Here is a 17,619-nt window from a genome sequence, read left to right as displayed (position 1 = left end):
GGCACCGCGGACGGCGCGGAACCGGACCCGCGCGCCGGGTGCGACCAGCGCCGGGGGGTCGCGGTCGACGTCGAACATCCGCCGGGTCGTGGTGCCCAGGAGTCGCCACCCGCCGGGCGACGGCGCCGGGTAGACGGCGGTGAGCTCGCCGGCGAGGGCGACCGCGCCCGCGGGCACGTGGGTGCGCGGCGTGGGCAGCCGCGGCGCCGCGATGACCGGGTCGACGCCGACGAGGTAGGTGAACCCGGGCGCGAACCCGCCGAACGCCGCCTCGTAGACGCGGTCCGTGTGCCGCGCGACGACCTCCTCGGGGCTCACGCCGGCCCAGGCCGCGACGTCGGCGATATCGGCGCCGTCGTAGACGACCGGGATCTCGAGGGGCGGCCCCGGTGAGGCCGCCGGCACGTCGGACGACCCTGCGCGCGGCTCCCGCGAGCGCCGGGGCGCGGCGAGCAGCCACGCGTGGACGGCGGCGGCGTCCCGCGGCCGCGCGAACGTCACGAGCACCGTCCGTGCGGCGGGCACGACGTCGAGGACCGCCTCGGGGACGTCGGCGACGAGCGCCCGGTGCAGCGACCGCACGGCGTCCACGTCGGGCAGGTCGACGAGGTACGCCGTCTCGCCGTACCGGTGCACGGTCCACGTGCCGCCCGCACCCGTCATACGGCGGAGCCGGCCGCCGCGAACGGCCGCACCTCGATGCCTCGCTCCTCGAGCACCCGTCGGACCGCCGTCAGCAGGGACACCGCCCCCGGCGTGTCCGAGTGCACGCACACGGACTCCGCGTCGACACGCACCCGGGTGCCGTCCACCGCGACGACCACCCCGCTCGTCACGAGCTCGACGACGCGCGCGGCGGCCTCGGCCGCGTCGTGCACGACTGCCCCGGGCCGGCCGCGCGGCACGAGCTCGCCCGTCGGGAGGTAGCCGCGGTCGGCGAACGCCTCGCGCACCGTGGGCAGCCCGGCCTCCTCCGCGATCCGCAGCACCGCGGAACCCGGCAGCCCGACCAGCGCGAGCGACGGGTCGTAGGCGCGCACGGCGTCGACGACGGCGCGCGCCTGGCCCTCGTGGTGCACCACCGCGTTGTACAGGGCGCCGTGCGGCTTGACGTAGCGGACGCGGCCACCCGCGAGGCGTGCGAAGCCGTCGAGCGCCGCCACCTGGTAGACGACGTCGTCCGCCAGCTCGGTGGGCGGGACGTCGACGAACCGCCGCCCGAACCCGGCCAGGTCGCGGTAGCTCACGTGCGCGCCCACGCGCACTCCCCCGGCGACCGCGTCGCGCACGACCGTCCGCATCGTGGTGGAGTCGCCGGCGTGGAAGCCGCACGCCACGTTCGCGCTGGTGACGAGCCCGAGCAGGGACTCGTCGTCGGCCAGCGTCCAGCGTCCGAAGCCCTCGCCGAGGTCCGCGTTGAGATCGATGCCGCTCACTCCCCCATCATCGCGTGTCGCGTAGATTCGCGGGCGTGACCGATCTCGACCTGTCCGCCGCCCGGGTGCGCACGGCGACGTCCGGCGACGCCGAGCAGCTCGCCGCGCTCGCCGCGCTGACGTTCCCCCTCGCGTGCCCGCCGGGGGCGTCCCCGGAGGCGATCGCCGAGCACGTCGCCACGCAGCTCGCCCCGGAGCGCTTCCGCGCGTGGGCCGCGAGCGCCGCGCACGCGCTGCTGCTCGTCGAGGCGCCGTCCCGCGAGGGCGACCGCGCGGTCGGCTACGCGCTCCTCGTGCGCGGCGTCCCGGACGACGCGGACGTCGCCGACGCGGTCGGGCACGACGAGGTCGTCGAGCTCTCGAAGATCTACGTCCACCCGGAGTCGCAGGGCACGGGCGTGGCGAGCACCCTCATGCGTGCGGCTCTCGACGCCGCGGCGGTGCTCGCGCCCGGCCGGACGGTCTGGCTGGGGACGAACGGGCTCAACGCGCGCGCCCAGGCCTTCTACCGCAAGCACGGGTTCGCGGTCGTCGGCGACCGGACGTACGTCGTCGGCGGCGAGCGCCACAGCGACGTCGTCATGGTCCTCGGCGCCTGACGTCACCCGGCCGGGGCCGGTGGCTCAGTGGTCGTGGCCGTCGCCCGGGGCGTGCTCCTCGCCGCTCTGCTCGTCCGAGTGCTCGCCGGGCGGCTCGTCGAGGTGCGCGTCGAGCCCGCCGTCGAGCGCGTCGTCCGGGTGCACCGGCAGGAACACGTGCACGTGGCCCTGCCCCCCGGAGGTGGCCCGCAGGTCGAGCTGGATCGCGGCCAGTCCCCAGGTGTCGACGGCACGCGTGCGCAGCTCGCCGGCGAGGGCGTAGAGGTCCGGCGCGGTGCTCGCGTCGGCGGCCCGGGCGAGGTCGACGGCGTCGACCGCGTCACCGAGCAGCTCCAGCGACGTGAGCATGCCGTTGCGGACGATGTTGTGCTCCGACGAGCCGCTCGCGAGCGCCTCGGTGTCGGCGACGAGCCCGTCGAGGGTGTCGCGCCACGTGGCGACCTCCTCGGCGGTGGGCGGCGTCGCCGTCGTGCCGTCGACCGGGAGCACCGCGTGGAGCGCGTGCATGACGGGGACGAGCTCGCCCTGGAGGGTGCGGGCGTGCTCGATCGACGCGGTGAGGTTCTCGGCGTCGCGCGCGGCCTCCGCGGCCTCGAGCTCGGCGACGCGCGCGGGGTCGACGGCGAAGCCGCCGTCGGCGGGCTCGTCGCCGCCGCGCGTCAGGGCGACGACGAGGACGACGCCCACCACGACGACGGCGAACGCCGCCGCTGCGAGCAGCGCCCAGCCCCGTGCGTCGAGGGCCTGCAGCCACCGGCGCACGCGCACGTGCGCCGGTGGCCGAGGCTCGGGGCGGCCGGCACCGCCCCGGTCGTCAGGACGGGAGCGGCCGGAGCCCGACGGCGGACGCGTCGCGCGGTCCGCCCGGCGTGCGCCCGAGCCCGAGCCGGTCCGCGACCGCCCCGTCGCGGGCGGTCGTGCGCTGGTCCGTGCCATGTGCTGCTCCCGTCCTGTGGTCTGGTCCTGCCGCCGGCTCCCGGTCGTCGGGGGCCGGCGCGGCCGGCGGCGGGCACGCGTGGTGCCCGCCGCCGGCCCGCCGTCAGCCGCAGCTCACGGCGTCGTACGGCACCTCGACGGTGGCGGTCCGGTCACCTACCGTCGCGGTGACGGTCGCGACGCCCGCCTCGACGTCCGCCGCGCGGACCGCGAACGCGTGGTACGCGTTCGCGCCGACCGCGACCTCGGCGAACTCCTTCGTGCCGTACGCCGTGGTGAGCGTGACGGCCGCGGGTGCCTCGTCGGCGTTCGCCGCGCGGACCGCGACGTACGCCTTGCCGGCGAGGCAGCGCACCGACACCTGGGCGTCGACGTCGACGTCCGGCTCCTCGTCGCCGGACGTCAGCCGGAACCAGTCGAACGCCACCGTGACGGGCGTCTCCTGCTCCGGGCCGATCGCCATGAGGCCGACCGACGTGAGCGGCACGTCGTTCGTGACCGGCTCACCCAGGGACTGCCAGTTCACGCCGCCGTCGCTCACCCAGCCCTGGTACGTGTTCCCGACCTTGGCGAGTCGCAGGTACCAGTACCCGGACTCGGTCGAGTCGGCGATCTCCAGGGCGCGGTTCCCGCCGTTGCCGAACTGCGCGTCCTTCTCGGACACGAGCTCCGCGCCGAGGTTCAGCGCGGTGCCCGGCTCGTTCTTGGCGACGACGTCGAGCTTGACGTAGTTGTCGTCGTCGCCGTACGCGAGCAGCCCGGCGAGCTGCCAGCGGTGCGCGAGCGGCGCCTTCAGCCGCGTCTCGGCGACCCAGTCGCCCTCCGGTGCCGTCTGGAGGACGAAGTTGCGCGGGTCGCCATTGGTCCCGGCGTTGATGTCGCCCGGCTGGGTCGTGATGCGCAGCTCGCCGTCCGCGACGGCGACCTTCGACGCGTCGTAGCGGGTCACCGCGTCCCAGCGGCACCCGTCGAGGGCGTCGCCCTCGAACTCGTCGCTCGGCTCGCGCTCCCCGTCGTCCGGCTCAGCGCCGGTGACGCGGACGTGGTCGACGCGGGCGACCGTGTCGGCCGTGGCCGTGTCGCCGCCCGCCATGACGCCGAACGTCGCGCCGGCCTTCACGGGCGCGGAGCCCGCGAGCGCCGTCCACGTCTGGCCGTCCGCCGAGTATGCGGCCGTCATCGAGGAGCCGTCCGAGACGAGGCGCAGGTGGATCGTCGAGGGGAAGTCCCCTGCCACGTCCGCCTGCCCGTGCCACGTGCGGGTCCCGCCGGTCTCGGTCTGGAACTCGAGGAAGCGGTTGCCGTTCTGGTTCCTCGTGAACGCGAGCTTGGTGTACTCGTCGTCGTCCACGTGGACCAGGAGGCCGGCGTGCTGCCAGTGCCGCGTGAGCGGCACGTCGAGCTTCGTCTCGAGCGTCCAGGCGCCGGCCGGGGCCGGCTGCCCGAGGTAGCTGATCGGGCCGGTCGCCGCCTCGTTGATGTCGCCCTGGACCACCGGGAGCACGGCGTGGCCGTCCACGACGGAGATCGCCGCGCCCTCGGCCTGGCGGACGACGGTCCACCGGTCGTCGAGCTCGTCGCCGTCGAACTCGTCCGACGCGTGCGCGAGGCACTGCGGCGGGACGTCCTCACCGGGCTCCTCCGGGGCCTCCGGGTCGTCGTCGAACACGAAGTCCTGGAACTCGACCGCGCTCGTCGCCGTCGTGGAGTGGGCGGTGACGAAGAGCCCGACGTCCTGGACCGACGCCGCACCCGGCAGGGCCTGCGGCTCGCCGATCTGCGTGAACGTCTCCCCGTCCTTGCTCCAGTACGCCGTGTACAGGTCGCCGTCGCGCACGATCCGCACCCACGCGGGGTAGCTCGTCGTGCTGGCGCTGCTCGACGTCGCGAGCTGGCCGCTCGCGTTGCCGCGCAGCCACTCGAACCCGCCGCTCGGGCGCATGCCCAGGGCGGCGTAGCCCGGCGAGCTGCCCACCTGCGTGACGTCGTTGCGGACGATGATCCCCGCCTTGGCGGACCCGTTCGAGCTGCCCTGGCTGTTGATCCGCACGGTCGCCGACCAGTTCTCGTCGGCCCCCTGCTCGCGGTAGATCGTCGAGTACTCGTCGGTGCCCTGCCACATGTTCGCGCCGCCCGACGTGATGAGGTACTTCCCCTCGGCGAGCTGCTCGAACGTCCCGTTCGCGTTCGTGAAGGTCTTCATCCCTCCGAAGAGGTCGCCGACCTGCGCGAGCACGACGCGCGACCTTGTGGTGAGCCCCTTGTCGTTCGTCGCCACGGCGGTCAGCTCGTAGTAGCCGTCCGCCGTCGCGTCCCACGTGGCCTCGTACGGGGCCGTGTCGTCGACGCCGATCGACTCGCCGTCGACGAAGAGCTCGACCTGGGTGACCGTGTTCTCGGCGTCGTCGGCCTCGGCCGTCACCGCGATCTCGCCCTGCTCGAGCTGCACGCCCGCCTCGGGGGCGGTGATGCGCACCTCGGGCCGCGTCGTCTCCGACACGCCCTTGCCGTTCGCCTCGACGAAGTTGAGGCGGCGCTCGCCGGCGCCGGGGAGCACGACGTACAGCGTGAAGCTCTCGCCCAGGTCCTCGACGTCGACGCGCACGTCGGTGAACGTGCCGAGGCCCGTCGCGGGGACCTCGGCGGTGCCGAGGAGCTCGCCGTCGGGCGCGTCGCGCCGCAGCTCGACCGTGCCCTCCTGGGCCGCGGCGACGCGCAGCGTGAGCGCGTCGACCTGGTGGAGGTTCACGGGGTCGTACGACGCCCACGCCCCGTCGGCGCCGGCGACGACGGAGCCGCCGCCCTCGACGTCACGGCTCGGGATCGTCGTCGTGCCCTCCGACGCGGTGTGGAACTCCGCCTCGCGCTTCTTCGGGAAGACGAGCGTGGTGCCCGAGCCGGTCAGGGCGGGCACGTCGCCCTCCCCGCCGCCGTCGGTGTAGCGCGCGTCGAGCACGTAGAAGACGTTCATGTCCTCGCCGTGCCCGCCGCCGAGGCTCGTCTCCACGCTGCCCGTGCGGCCGTGGAGCGGCTCGGAGGGGTGCGCGTGGGCGTCGTGCCCGAGCGCCGGCTGGATGACGACCTTCTCGTCGTCGATCGCCGAGCCGTCCGGCGAGTCCTCGGCGTCGGTGACGCTCACGTCCCACGTGATGGTGTCCCCGAAGTCGAAGAAGGCGCCGGTGGGCGGCAGGCCGAAGTCGACCTCGGGCCGGGTGTTCCCGACCGTGATCGGCACGGTCGCCGTGCCCGTCTTGCCGGCCGGGTCGGTCACCGTGAGGCGCGCGTCGTAGACGCCGTTCTCGGTGTAGGTGTGCGTCGGGGCGACGTCGGTGGAGTCGGTCGTCCCGTCACCGTCGAAGTCCCACGCGTACGTGAGCTCCTCGTCCTCGGGGTCGGTGCTGCCGGCGCCGTCGAACGACACCTCGAGCGGTGCGGTGCCCGAGTCGGGCGTCGCGACGGGCGTCGACACCGGCGAGCGCGAGCCCGACAGGTAGTCGATCCGGTGCAGCCCCGAGTTCGGGTTGTCGCGGCCGAAGCCGCCACCCCAGTCGAGGACGTAGAGCGAGCCGTCCGGCCCGAACTTCGAGTCGATCGGCGCGAGGAGCTGCTCCTCGGGCAGGAACGGGTTGACCTTCTCGACGTCGGTCTCGCCAGGCCCGGCCTCGGGGTCCTTGAGGTCGACCGTGTACATCTTGTTGCGCGCCCACTCGTAGAAGAACGCCTTGCCGTCGTACGACGAGGGGAACTTCGTGTCGGAGTCGAGCTCCGGGTCGTACTGGTAGAACGGCCCGCCCATCGGCGCGAGGCCGCCGCCGGCGTTGATCGCCCCCGGCACCGACGAGCGCTGGTAGCCGTACCAGAGGTCCGCCGGCTGGGCGGGGGGCAGCTCGGTGAGGCCGGTGTTGAGGATCGAGTCGTTCACCGGGGCGTCGCAGTCGAAGAAGTTCCCGACCGTGACAGGGCTGGTGCGGTAGTCGACGTCGCGGAACGGCTCGTTGTTCCCCATGCACAGGGGCCAGCCGAAGTTGCCCGGCTCCTTGACGAGGTTCCACTCGGCGATGCCGGCCGGCCCGCGGGACGCGAGGTTGTCCGAGCCGTTGTCCGGGGAGTAGTCCGCGACGCCGAGGTTCCCGGTCTCAGGGTCGATCGTGAACCGGAACGGGTTGCGGAATCCCATCGCGTAGATCTCGGGCAGCGTCTTGTCGGTGCCCGGCGCGAACAGGTTGCCCTCGGGGATCGTGTACGTGCCGTCGTCCTCGGGGTGGATGCGCAGCACCTTGCCGCGCAGGTCGTTGGTGTTGGCCGACGTCGCGCGCGCGTCGTGCAGGCGCCCGTCGCGCTCGGAGAGCGGGGCGTAGCCGCCCGACGGCTCCGAGTGCGGGTTCACGTCGTCGCCCACGCCGAGGTAGAGGTCGCCCGTCGCCGGGTCGACGATCATGCCGCCGCCCGTGTGGCCGGGCTCGTCCGGCAGGCGCCCGGCCGGCACCTCCAGGAGCACGACCTCGGACGCCGGGTCGATCACCGTGGCTCCCGGTCCGTCGGACGAGACCGTGAACCGCGACAGGCGGTTGACGAAGTTCTCGGGGTTCGTGTCGTCGCTGCTCGCCGGCGAGTAGTACTGGTAGAGGAACCCGTTCTCCGCGAAGTCCTCGTCGAGCGCGAGCCCGAGCAGGCCGTCCTCGCCACCCGAGTAGACGGGGATCGTCAGGGCCGTCGTCGTGGTCCGGCTGCGCGGGTCGTAGACGCGGATCTGGCCGCGCACGAGCTCGGTGAAGAACACCCGCCCGTCCGGGGCGACGTCCATGCCGAACGGCGCGCTCGTGTTGGTGTCGAGCGCGATCTTCTCGAACTGGTCCCAGTCCGTGCCGCCGCAGTCGCCCTCGACGAGGCCCGCGGCCCACTGCACGCCGCCGACGATGTGCTGCACGAAGTCGGGCTCCTGCGTGTAGTGCGCCCCGAAGTGGCCCATGCCCGTCATCCAGGCCCGGCCGCCGTCGTACGCCTTGCACCACGAGATCGGGTGGTCGTAGCCCATCCGGTTGCTGCCGGGCTCGTAGGTCGACTCGTCCATCGTCGCGAGCACGTGCGCGTCACCGCGGACGTTGGCCGAGAAGTTGTACCACTCGTCGGCGCGGTCCCAGCGCTGCGGGAGGTGCTCGGTCGACGGGTGCGTGCGGTCCTCGACGCGCACCGTGCCGGGCAGGCCCGGGCTCGAGCCCGTGGCGGCGTGACCGGGCATCAGCGCGCCGATCATGTCGTCCCACCACTGGTAGTTCCCGCGCATGTCCGTGGCGTTGTGGATGGCGACGATGCCGCCGCCCGCCTGCTGGTACCGCTCGAGCGCGGCCTTCTCCTGCGCGTTCCACGGGTCGCCCGAGGCCTGGAACATCACCAGGGCGTCGTACTGGGCGAGGTCGGCGTCGTTGAAGACGGACGAGTCCTCGGTGTGGTCGGACGCGATGCCCACCTCGGCGAACGCGGCCTCGAGCACCGGGGTGCCCTGCGTGATCGCCTCGGTGTGCCGGAACTGGGTCGTCTTGGTGAAGATGAGCACCTTGTGCTCGTCGTCGGGCTCGTTCGGTACGACGTCGGCCGTGGCCATCGTGGCGGGCGCGAGCGTGAACGCCAGCGCTCCGATGGTCAGGGCCGCGACGGTCCTCCCCCTGCGGGGACGTCGCGAGGTCATCATGGTGCCTCCAGGGCATGACGTGCGGGCCCGGACGTCGTCGTCCGGGCAGGGTGGTCGTCATCCCGCGGCGTGCCGGCGCCGGCGGTCGTGCTGGACTACGGCTGCGAGAGCTCCGGCGTGGGCATCAGTCCCTTCAGGTACGCGAGGCCATCGAGGGCGATGGCGTCCTGGGTCGGCGCCAGCGGCCGCCAGATGGAGGCGGCCGTGGCGATGGTCGCGTTCTCGGCGGTGAACGACTCGATGACGAGCGGGCCGTCGTAGCCCGCCGTGTCGAGCGCCGCCAGGAGCGCGGGCCAGTCGAGGTGGTCGGTCCCCGGCGCGCCGCGGTCGTTGCCGCACACCTGGACGTGCGCGATGCGCTCCCCCGCCCGGGCGATCGCGGCCGGAAGGTCCGTCTCCTCGATGTTCATGTGATAGACGTCGAGCATGAGGCCGATCCCCTCGGCGGGGAGGCGCCCGACGACCTCGAGCCCCTGGTCGACCGTGTTGACGAGGCTCGTCTCGTAGCGGTTGAGCGGCTCCAGCCCGACGACGACGCCGGCCTGGACCGCGTGATCAACGACGGGCGCGAGGTGCTCGGCGAGCTCCGCGTAGGCGGCGGCGCGCTCGACGTCGGACAGCCGCCACGTCCTGCCGACCGACGCGTACGCCGGGCCGCCGATCACGGGGGCGCCGACGACGTGCGCGGCGTCGACCACGCGGCGCAGGTAGTCCTGCGTCGCGCGGACGGTCGCCGGGTCCGCCGCGACGAGCTCGCGGCCCTCACCCATGACGAGCGACACGCTCGCGCCGAGCCCGTGGTCGGCGAGGACGCGCGCCGCGAGGGCAGGGTCCCAGTCGTCGGGGTGCTCGACGGGCAGCTCGAGCACGTCGAACCCCCACGCGGCGACGCGCGGTGCGATGCCGCGCAGCGCGTCGTCGGTGAGCGGGGACGTCCACACCCAGGTGTTGACGCCGAGGCGCCGCGGGCGCAGGGCCGTGGAGGAGGTCGGAGCCACGCTGCTCTCTCTCGTCGGAGGGCGACCGGTCGCGCGGTCCGGCCGGCCGGGCGGCCGGACCGCGCGACGTCAGCGGTCGGTCAGCGGTCGGTCAGCGATCGATCAGCGATCGGTCCAGGCGTCCGGGTAGCCGGGCAGGTCCTCGCCGCCGAACTTCGCGTAGTGCAGCGACGGCATGTCGGCGTTGGCCTCGAGGTACGCGTCGAGCTCGTCCGCCTCGATCGGCACCTGCGGCAGGACCCACTCCGACGGCACCTGCTCGCCGGCCCAGATCATCTGCGCCGCGAGGATCGGCGTGCGCCACTGGAAGTTGGAGTACACCGCGCCGATCGCGGTCATGTCCGTGTCCTTCCACTTGCGCAGGAAGCTCATCTCGTCCTCGCCCATGAAGACCGGGTACGGCTTGCCGGCGTCCTCGAAGGCCTCGACCGCGGCGACGGCGCCGTCGCCCGCGTCCATCCAGATGCCGTCGACGTCCCCGCGCTGGAGGTACTGCGTGACGATGTCCTTGATCTTCGCGCCGTCGCCGCCGGTGAACTCGGCGCCCACGACCTCCAGCTCGGACTCGGAGAAGATCTTGTCGGCCGCGGCCCAGCGGTTCTCGAGCACGTCGACACCCGGGAGGATGCGCAGCGCGAGGACCGTCGAGCCGGGCTCGAGGTTGTCCACGAGGAACTCGGCGCCGTCCGCACCGTACGCGTAGCCGCCGATCGGGTGGATGAACGTCACCATGCAGTCGGTGTTCACGCCGCGGTCGAACACGATGACCGGCTTGCCCGACTCGCACGCGGCCTCGACGGCGGGCGTGAGGGTCGCGGTGGTCGACGGCGAGATGATGATCGCGTCGCAGTCGCCCGCCTCGACGAACGCCTGGATGTCGGAGATCTGCTTGTTGTCGTCGTCGGCGGCGTCGGACACGCGGAACTCGCCGATGACCCCCTCCGACTTCAGCACCTCCACCTGCTGCTGCATCGTGATCCAGCCGGTGACGCGCCACGGGTTGGAGACCGAGGCGTTGGAGAAGCACAGCGTCTTGCCGCCGCCCTCGCTCGCGAACTGCGCCGTGTCGACGTACTCGGGCTCGATCGCCTGCAGCCAGGGCTGGTCCGCCGGCCCCTCCGGCTCCACGTCGCGCTGCGCGAGCTGGCGGTCGTAGTCCTCCTGGACGAACCACTCGGAGTCGGCCCCGCCCGACTCCTCGCCGCCCTGGGTCTCCTCGGCGGAGGTCTCGCCGCCGCCCTCCGGTGCGTCGGTGGGCGTGTCCGTCGTGCAGGCCGCCGTGAGGAGCAGTGTCGCCACTGCCGCGCCGGCGAGGAGTGCTCGTGTTCGTCGCATGTCCTTCTCTCCTTGGTGAGACGTCGTCGTCCCGCGGGTGCGGGGGAAGGTCGTGATGCTGAGGTGGTGACGGTGCGGTGCGTCAGGCTCTCGCGGGGGCTGGCTCCTTCGGCTCGGTGGCCGGGCCGCCCGAGGGCGGGGCGTCGGCGGCGGACGGGCGGCGCCGGGCCCGCCGCGGCAGTGCGGCGTAGGCGACGGCGGCGATGATGATCACGCCCTGCACGGCGGGGCGGACGGTCGAGGGCAGGCTGAGCTGGTTGAAGAGCGTGAACAGCGCCTCGAGCGTCAGGGCGCCGGCCATGGCCGCGACGACGGTTCCCCGGCCGCCGCCCAGGACGACGCCGCCGAGCACGACCGCCGTGATCGCCATGAACTCCAGGCCCTGCCCGACCTGGGCCGTCACGCCCGCGTACCCGCCGATGAGCACGGCGGCCGCGGTCGCCATGAACCCCGACAGGAGGAAGGCGCGGGTCCGCACCCACCACACCGACGAGCCGGAGTAGGCCGCGGCCACGTCGTTGTCGCCCGTCGCGACGAGCGTCCGGCCGAACGGGCGGCGCATGAGCAGCGCCGCGAGGACGCCGACGACGACGGCGACCACGAGCGCGTACGGCACCTGGAACTGGCCCGGCTCGTCGGGGATGCCGCCGCGTCCCCACTGGCGGAAGCCCTCGGTCAGCGCGCCGGTCGGGGCGCCGCCGGTCCACAGCCGGATCGCGCCGTACAGCACGAGCATCATGCCGAGGGTCGTGATGAACGACGGCACCTTGAGCAGCGTCGTGACGAGGCCGTTCACCAGCCCGACCGCGAGGCCGAAGCCGAGCATCAGCGCCATGACCGGCCAGGTCAGCGCCTCGTCGCCGTCCATGAGCTTGGCGGCGATGACGACCTGGGCCCCGACGAGCGACCCGACCGACAGGTCGAACTCGCCGGACACGATGACGAAGTACTGGCCGATCGCGAGGATCACGAGCGGCGCCGCCTTCTTCACGAACGCCATGAGCGACATGGGCTCGCCGAACGACGGGTTCATGACGAGGATGACGGCGAACACGAGGACGAGCAGCGCGAAGACGGTCCAGCTGCCGCCCGCCGTCAGGCGCTCGAGCCAGCCGGCACGTGGCGCGCGAGCGGGGAGCTCGCGACGCGTCGCGGTCCCGGTGGTCATGCGGACGCACCTCCCTGGGTGGTTCGGACGGCTCTGCCGGGCCGGAACCTCGCCCTGCTGCTCGCCGGGTCGATCTGGCGGCGCGCGTACAGGGCGACGGCGGCGATGATGACGACGCCGCGCAGGACGTCCTTGAAGAACGGGTCGACGTCGAGGACGTTGAACACGGTGTCGAGCACCGCGAGGATGAGGACGCCGCCGACGGTGCCCGCAACCGACCCGCGCCCGCCCATGAGGAGCGTCCCGCCGAGCACGACGGCGGCGATGGAGTCGAGGTCGAGCCCGTAGGAGTAGACGAGGGCGTTGCCGGTGCCGAACCGGGCGGCGATGAGCAGGCCCGCGACCCCGGCGCACACCGAGCACAGGACGTGCGCGAGGAGCAGCGTCCGGTCGGAGCGGATGCCGGACAGGCGCGCGACGTCGGTGTTCCCCCCGACGGCGAACATGTGGTACCCCGTCCGGGTCCGCGTGAGCAGCACGATCGCGGCCGCGGCGACGACGAGCATGACGATCGTCGAGACCGGGACGGGGCCGATGCGCGTGTAGCCGAACATCTGGAACGTCGAGGGCACCTCACCCGCCGGGCCCTTGAACTGGGTGTCCAGGTAGCCCTTGATGATCAGCCCGACGCCCAGGGTCGCGATGAACGGGTTGACGCGCAGCCTCGTGACGACGAGCCCGTTGACCAGGCCCACGGCCGCGGCGACGCCGACGGCGGCGAGGACGCCGAGCCACACGCGCGACGGGTCGCCGGCCATGGTCGTCGCGCCCACGATCGAGCACAGCGCGACCACGTAGCCGACGGAGAGGTCCAGCGAGCGGCACAGGATGACGAGCGTCTGCCCGATCGCGACGAACCCGAGCAGGCTCGTCTGCGTCAGCATGTACGCCGTGTTGGCGGTGCTGAAGAGGTTCCCGCCGCGCAGCGCGACGAGCACGCCGGCGACGACGAGGATGCCCACGAGGGCGAGGTAGACGATCTCCGTCGACCCGATGCGCCGCCGGCGGCGGGACGTGGGCCGTGCGGCGGGGGCCGCGGTCACGACGGCGGTGCTCATCGGTCCTCCTTCGGGCCGGTCGCGTCCGGTCCCGTCGCGCCGTGCGGTCGGGCGGTCGGCGGGCGCTGCGGTGCGGCGGCGTCGTGGCCGGGGAGGTCGTCCGCGTGCGCGACCGCGTCGAGGTCGACCCGGACGTGCTCGCCGGACTCCGTGCCCGCGCCGGTCGCGAGCGCCATGACGGTCTCCTCGTCGCTGCCGCCGGGGAGCTCGCCCGCGAGCCGCCCGTCGCGCATGACGAGGATGCGGTCCGCCATCGCGACGACCTCCGGCAGCTCCGAGGAGATGACGAGGACCGCGACGCCGTTCGCGGTGAGCTCGCGCATGAGGTCGTAGACGGCGCGCTTCGCGCCGACGTCGATGCCGCGCGTCGGCTCGTCGAGCACGATCACCTGCGGATCGGTGACCAGCCACTTCGCGAGGACGACCTTCTGCTGGTTGCCGCCCGACAGGTACTGGACCTCGGCCTCCTGCGAGCTGGCGACGAACTCGAGCGACGACAGGATGCCGGGGATGCGCCGGGCACGGCGGTCCGCCGAGCCGGGCACCACCGCGTCGAGCACGAGCCGCGCGTTCGCGAGGATGGACTGGCCGAGGGCGAGGCCCTCGGCCTTGCGGTCCTCGGTGACGAGCGCGAGACCCGCCCGGACCGCCTGGCGCGGCGAGCGCACGTCGACCGGCTTCCCGCCGACGAGCACCCTGCCGCGCGTGAACCCGGCGATGCCGAAGATGCCGTGCGCCACCTCCGTGCGGCCCGAGCCCTGCAGGCCCGCGAGCGCCACGATCTCACCGGCCCGGACCGAGAACGTCACGTCGTCCACCTGGGTGTTGCCCACGCCTTCGAGCGCGAGCCGGACGTCGCCGGGGACGACGGACGGGTCGCGGTCGGGGAAGTACCCGGCGAACTCGCGCCCGACCATCGTGCGCACGAGACGGTCCGGGTCGATGTCGGCCGTGGGCGTGGTCAGGACGTGGTTGCCGTCCTTGAGCACCGTGATCGTGTCGCAGAGGTCGAAGATCTCCTTGAGCCGGTGCGACACGTAGAGGATCGCGACGCCGCGCTCCTTGAGGCGGTGCACGAGCTCGTAGAGCAGCTCCACCTCCTGGTCGGCCAGGGCCGCCGTGGGCTCGTCCATGGAGATGATGCGGGCGTCGTAGGACACCGCCTTGACGATCTCCACGACCTGCTGCTGCGCGACGGACAGGGAACCGACGCGCGTCTGCGCGGAGATGGTGGACAGCCCGAGCTCGGCGAGCAGCCGGTCCGTGTCGTCCGTCATGCGGCGCCGGTCGACCAGGCCCGCGCGGCGTGGCTCGCGCCCGAGGTAGACGTTCTCGGCGACGGAGCGCTCCGGCAGCAGGTTGAACTCCTGGAACACCGTCGACACGCCGGCCCTCTGCGCCGCGAGCGGCGAGGCGAAGGCCGTCACCTGCCCGTCGAGCTCGATCGTGCCGGCGTCAGGACGGTGCACGCCCGCGACGATCTTCATGAGCGTCGACTTGCCCGCCCCGTTCTCGCCGACGAGCGCGTGCACCTCGCCGGCGCGCAGGTCGAGGTCGATGTCGCGCAGCACGGAGTTGCCGAAGAACTCCTTGCCGATGCCGCGCAGGCGCAGCACCGGCTCGCCGTCCCCGCCCCCGGCGGCGGGGGTCCGCGGCTCGCGCGTCGACGTGGCGGTCATGCGGGCACCTCCACCCACGACCGGCTCCGCGCGGACTCGCCGACGGCCGCGGCGAGCCGGGCGGCACGCAGGCCGTCCTCGAACGTGGGAAGACCGTCGGGCGGGTCGCCGTGGACGGCGGCCGCCGTGTCGGCCACGAGGGCGTCGAAGCAGTCCTGGTACCCCTGCGGGTGCCCGGCCGGGAGGCGCGAGTACCGCGCGGCGGCCGGGGACAGCGTCTCGGGGTCGCGCACGATCAGGCGCGACACGTCGCGCCGGCCCTCCCACAGCGTCTCGGGCTGCTCCTGGTCGAAGGCCAGCGTGGACTCCGTGCCGGAGATCTCGAGATGGAGGCGGTTCTTGCGGCCGGCCGAGACCTGCGAGATGACGGCGGTGCCGAGCGCGCCGCCGTCCGTCTCGAACTGCAGCGTGACGGCGTCCTCGGTCGCGACGGACCGCTCGACGCCGTCGGCGCCCACGCGGCGCGGGTTGACCGTCGCCGACCGGGAGGCCAGCCGGACGATGCGGTGGCCGGTCGTGAACTCGAGGAGGTCGCAGAAGTGGGACCCGATGTCGCCGAACGCGCGGCTCGCGCCGCCGAGCGCGGGGTCCACGCGCCAGTTGTCGTCCGAGGCGCGCAGGAGCCAGTCCTGCAGGTAGGAGCCGTGGACCAGCGTGACGCTCCCGACCTGTCCGCGGCGCACGCGCTCGCGCGCCTCGCGGACCATCGGGTGGAAGCGGTAGACGAAGGGCACGACGGCGACGCGGCCGTCGGCGGCGCGGGCGGCGGACGCGAGCCCCGCGAGCTCGGTGGCGCCCTCGACGTCGACCGCGAGCGGCTTCTCGCACACGACGTGCTTGCCGGCCTCGAGCGCGGCTCGGGCGATCGGGACGTGCAGGTGGTTCGGCGTGCACACGTGCACGACGTCGACCTCGGGCGACGTCAGGAGCTCCTCCACGGAGCCGGCGACCGCGTGCGCTCCGAGGGTCCCCGCGGCGTCGCGGGCGGTCTCGACGTCCGCCGCGGCGACGAGCGAGACGACGCCTCCACCGGTGCGCACGGCGCGGGCGTGGACGCCGCCCATGAAGCCGACCCCGACGATGCCCGCCCGGTACGTGGCGTGCGGTCGCCCCGGCGTCGCCGGCGCGGGTGCCGGGAGCGTGGCGCCCGGTGGGTGCGACGGACTGGCCCGGGGGTCGGCGACGGCGAGGGACGTGGCGGTCGCTCCCGCGGTCCCGGCCCCCCGCTCCGGTGCGGGGACACGAATGTTCTGCGCGACGTCATCGGCTCGCATGGCTGACAACGTAGGGGCGCTTCTGACGGTGGTCAAGCAAAAGCCGGAAGTTCACCATGTCGGTTAGGGATGTGCGCCCCTCGAACGATCAGAAGCGAACACGGCACCGCCCTCCCGCCCGGGAACGGGCGACGGAGGGCGGTGCCGCGTCGGACGTCGGGGCCCTCCGCAGAGGGCGGCGTCGCGCTACTTGGTGGAGAACGCGGCGTCGAACGCGGCGTCGGGGGCGTCGAACGCGTACTTCTTGACGAACTCCAGGGCCTCGGGAGCGCCGACGAGGCGGTCCATGCCCGCGTCCTCCCACTCGACGGAGATCGGGCCGTCGTAGCCGATGGTGTTGAGCATGCGGAACGCGTCCTCCCACGGCACGTCGCCGTGGCCGGTGGAGATGAAGTCCCAGCCGCGGCGCGGGTCGGCCCAGGCCAGGTGCGAGCCCATGCGGCCGTTGCGGCCGTTGTGCATGCGCTTCTTCGTGTCCTTGCAGTCCACGTGGTAGATGCGGTCCTTGAAGTCCCACAGAAAGCTCACGGGGTCGATGTCCTGCCACACCATGTGGCTCGGGTCCCAGTTGAGGCCGAACGCCTCGCGGTGGCCGATCGCCTCGAGCGTGCGGACGGTCGTCCAGTAGTCGTACGCGATCTCGCTCGGGTGCACCTCGTGCGCGAACCGCACGCCCACCTCGTCGAACACGTCGAGGATCGGGTTCCAGCGGTCGGCGAAGTCCTGGTAGCCGGCGTCGATGGCCTCCTGCGACACGGGCGGGAACATGGCGACGTACTTCCAGATCGCCGACCCGGTGAAGCCGACGACGGTCTTCACGCCGAGCTTCGCCGCGAGGCGGGCGGTGTGCTTCATCTCCTCGGCCGCGCGCTGGCGCACGCCCTCGGGGTCACCGTCGCCCCACACGACGTCGGGCAGGATGTCGCGGTGGCGCTGGTCGATGGGGTCGTCGCACACCGCCTGGCCCTTGAGGTGGTTCGAGATCGCGTAGACCTTGAGGTCGTACTTCGCGAGCAGGTCGAGCTTGCCCTGGACGTAGGCCTCGTCGTCCCAGCGCCACGGGTCGAGGTGGTCGCCCCAGCAGGCGATCTCGAGCCCGTCGTAGCCCCAGCCCGACGCGAGGCGGGCCACCTCCTCGAAGGGCAGGTCGGCCCACTGCCCGGTGAAGAGGGTGATCGGTCGTGCCATGGTCGGTCTCCTTCGTCGATCTCGGTTCTGCCCCCGGGGTCACCGGGAGCTCGTGCTGGTCTGCGGACTGGTCAGGAAGCTCGTGCGGGCGCCGCTCAGCGGGTGGACGCGCCGGTCAGGGTGCGGGCGCGGCGTCGCGCGACGACGGCGCCCAGGGCGCCGGCCGCGGCGACCGCGAGGGCGAGCACGACCCACAGGGCGGTCGACGAGCCGGACCCGGCGCCGTCCTCGTCGTCCACGCCGGCGCCGGTCGCGGTGT

The 17,619-nt window shown here is 73.3% G+C and carries 12 protein-coding genes; 1 reads left to right on the top strand and 11 read right to left on the bottom strand.

The genetic code is table 11. The annotated features are described in order from the left end of the window. Positions 1-663, bottom strand: a 663-nt coding sequence (locus tag JZ5iCDA_RS08855; RefSeq protein WP_139123036.1) for a 5-oxoprolinase subunit B family protein, incomplete at its 3' end; no start/stop codon positions are given. Further along, positions 660-1,436, bottom strand: coding sequence for a LamB/YcsF family protein (locus tag JZ5iCDA_RS08850; protein ID WP_069386838.1), 777 nt, complete (start codon positions 1,434-1,436; stop codon positions 660-662). The genes JZ5iCDA_RS08855 and JZ5iCDA_RS08850, both read right to left, overlap by 4 nt. A 35-nt stretch (positions 1,437-1,471) precedes the next feature. Between JZ5iCDA_RS08850 and JZ5iCDA_RS08845 the strand changes: the two genes are divergently transcribed. Continuing rightward, complete coding sequence (locus JZ5iCDA_RS08845; RefSeq protein ID WP_253182024.1) at positions 1,472-2,035, top strand: GNAT family N-acetyltransferase; 564 nt, start codon at positions 1,472-1,474, stop codon at positions 2,033-2,035. Between the two features lie 24 nt (positions 2,036-2,059). Here JZ5iCDA_RS08845 and JZ5iCDA_RS18815 read toward each other — a convergent pair whose 3' ends face one another. The 9 genes from JZ5iCDA_RS18815 to JZ5iCDA_RS08800 form a co-directional block, all read right to left on the bottom strand. Then, positions 2,060-2,797 (bottom strand): hypothetical protein, encoded by a 738-nt coding sequence (locus JZ5iCDA_RS18815; protein WP_171905330.1) that lies wholly within the window; start codon positions 2,795-2,797, stop codon positions 2,060-2,062. 277 nt (positions 2,798-3,074) lie between these two features. Beyond that, positions 3,075-8,660: a ThuA domain-containing protein gene (locus JZ5iCDA_RS08835; RefSeq protein WP_069386836.1), complete on the bottom strand. Its 5,586-nt coding sequence runs from the start codon at positions 8,658-8,660 to the stop codon at positions 3,075-3,077. Positions 8,661-8,755: 95 nt separating this feature from the next. Next, positions 8,756-9,658, bottom strand: a complete 903-nt coding sequence (locus tag JZ5iCDA_RS08830) for a sugar phosphate isomerase/epimerase family protein (RefSeq protein ID WP_083259827.1) — start codon at positions 9,656-9,658, stop codon at positions 8,756-8,758. A 102-nt stretch (positions 9,659-9,760) separates the two neighbouring features. Further along, positions 9,761-10,993 carry a substrate-binding domain-containing protein gene (locus tag JZ5iCDA_RS08825; protein WP_069386835.1) on the bottom strand — a complete coding sequence of 411 codons (1,233 nt, stop codon included), beginning with the start codon at positions 10,991-10,993 and terminating at the stop codon, positions 9,761-9,763. An 82-nt stretch (positions 10,994-11,075) separates the two neighbouring features. Next, positions 11,076-12,161, bottom strand: a complete 1,086-nt coding sequence (locus tag JZ5iCDA_RS08820; RefSeq protein WP_083259826.1) for an ABC transporter permease — start codon at positions 12,159-12,161, stop codon at positions 11,076-11,078. Then, positions 12,158-13,219: an ABC transporter permease gene (locus JZ5iCDA_RS08815; RefSeq protein WP_069386834.1), complete on the bottom strand. Its 1,062-nt coding sequence runs from the start codon at positions 13,217-13,219 to the stop codon at positions 12,158-12,160. The genes JZ5iCDA_RS08820 and JZ5iCDA_RS08815 overlap by 4 nt, the downstream gene beginning before the upstream one ends. Next, positions 13,216-14,898: a sugar ABC transporter ATP-binding protein gene (locus JZ5iCDA_RS08810; protein ID WP_083259825.1), complete on the bottom strand. Its 1,683-nt coding sequence runs from the start codon at positions 14,896-14,898 to the stop codon at positions 13,216-13,218. Before JZ5iCDA_RS08810 ends, JZ5iCDA_RS08815 begins: the two co-directional genes overlap by 4 nt. Then, positions 14,895-16,172, bottom strand: coding sequence for a Gfo/Idh/MocA family protein (locus JZ5iCDA_RS08805; protein ID WP_083259824.1), 1,278 nt, complete (start codon positions 16,170-16,172; stop codon positions 14,895-14,897). Before JZ5iCDA_RS08805 ends, JZ5iCDA_RS08810 begins: the two co-directional genes overlap by 4 nt. 186 nt (positions 16,173-16,358) lie before the next feature. After that, a complete protein-coding gene (locus JZ5iCDA_RS08800; protein ID WP_069386833.1) occupies positions 16,359-17,360 on the bottom strand; it encodes a sugar phosphate isomerase/epimerase family protein in 1,002 nt (333 codons plus the stop codon). Positions 17,361-17,619 lie beyond the last annotated feature (259 nt).

Source organism: Cellulosimicrobium cellulans (assembly GCF_001722485.1).
Classification (GTDB): Bacteria; Actinomycetota; Actinomycetes; order Actinomycetales; family Cellulomonadaceae; genus Cellulosimicrobium; species Cellulosimicrobium cellulans_A.
This window is presented reverse-complemented; position numbering and strand designations above follow the sequence as displayed.

What these genes read in the sequence shown, in the direction of transcription:
- JZ5iCDA_RS08835 (WP_069386836.1), bottom strand. Translation starts at nt 8,660, where the DNA reads ATGATGACCTCGCGACGTCCCCGCAGGGGGAGGACCGTCGCGGCCCTG.
- JZ5iCDA_RS08825 (WP_069386835.1), bottom strand. Translation starts at nt 10,993, where the DNA reads ATGCGACGAACACGAGCACTCCTCGCCGGCGCGGCAGTGGCGACACTG.
- JZ5iCDA_RS08820 (WP_083259826.1), bottom strand. Translation starts at nt 12,161, where the DNA reads ATGACCACCGGGACCGCGACGCGTCGCGAGCTCCCCGCTCGCGCGCCA.
- JZ5iCDA_RS08815 (WP_069386834.1), bottom strand. Translation starts at nt 13,219, where the DNA reads ATGAGCACCGCCGTCGTGACCGCGGCCCCCGCCGCACGGCCCACGTCC.
- JZ5iCDA_RS08810 (WP_083259825.1), bottom strand. Translation starts at nt 14,898, where the DNA reads ATGACCGCCACGTCGACGCGCGAGCCGCGGACCCCCGCCGCCGGGGGC.
- JZ5iCDA_RS08805 (WP_083259824.1), bottom strand. Translation starts at nt 16,172, where the DNA reads ATGCGAGCCGATGACGTCGCGCAGAACATTCGTGTCCCCGCACCGGAG.
- JZ5iCDA_RS08800 (WP_069386833.1), bottom strand. Translation starts at nt 17,360, where the DNA reads ATGGCACGACCGATCACCCTCTTCACCGGGCAGTGGGCCGACCTGCCC.